The 629-nt window shown below is 63.4% G+C and carries 1 protein-coding gene; it reads right to left on the bottom strand.

What is annotated here, in order from left to right; all coding sequences use genetic code 11:
* Nucleotides 1–629 (bottom strand): EF-Tu C-terminal domain-related protein (locus AC1RLW_RS31400; RefSeq protein ID WP_493196294.1); only part of this gene is annotated, 629 nt, incomplete at both ends.

Here is a 629-nt window from a genome sequence, read left to right on the forward strand (position 1 = left end):
GGCATGACCATTTCCTTGTCCGCGGGCAGCTCGATCGCGCCGGTCACGTCCGTCGTGCGGAAGTAGAACTGCGGACGGTAGTTGTTGAAGAACGGCGTGTGACGGCCGCCTTCGTCCTTGGACAGGACATACACCTCGGCGGTGAAGTGCACGTGCGGCTTGATCGAGCCGGGCTTGCACAGCACTTGGCCGCGTTCGACTTCTTCGCGCTTCGTGCCGCGCAGCAGCACGCCGACGTTGTCGCCAGCTTGACCTTGGTCCAGCAGCTTGCGGAACATTTCCACGCCGGTGCAGGTGGTCTTGACGGTGGGGCGGATACCGACGATTTCGATTTCTTCGCCGACCTTGATCACGCCGCGCTCGACAGCGCCGGTCACCACGGTGCCGCGACCCGAGATCGAGAACACGTCTTCCACGGGCATCAGGAACGTGCCGTCCACAGCGCGCTCAGGCGTGGGGATGTACGTGTCCAGGGCTTCTGCCAGCTTCATGATGGCGCCTTCGCCCAGGTCGCCCTTGTCGCCTTCCAGGGCGAGCTTGGCCGAGCCGTGGATGATGGGGGTGTCGTCGCCGGGGAATTCGTACTTGTCGAGGAGTTCGCGAACTTCCATTTCGACCAGCTCGAGCAG

Source organism: Variovorax sp. GW822-FHT04A09, assembly GCF_058801005.1.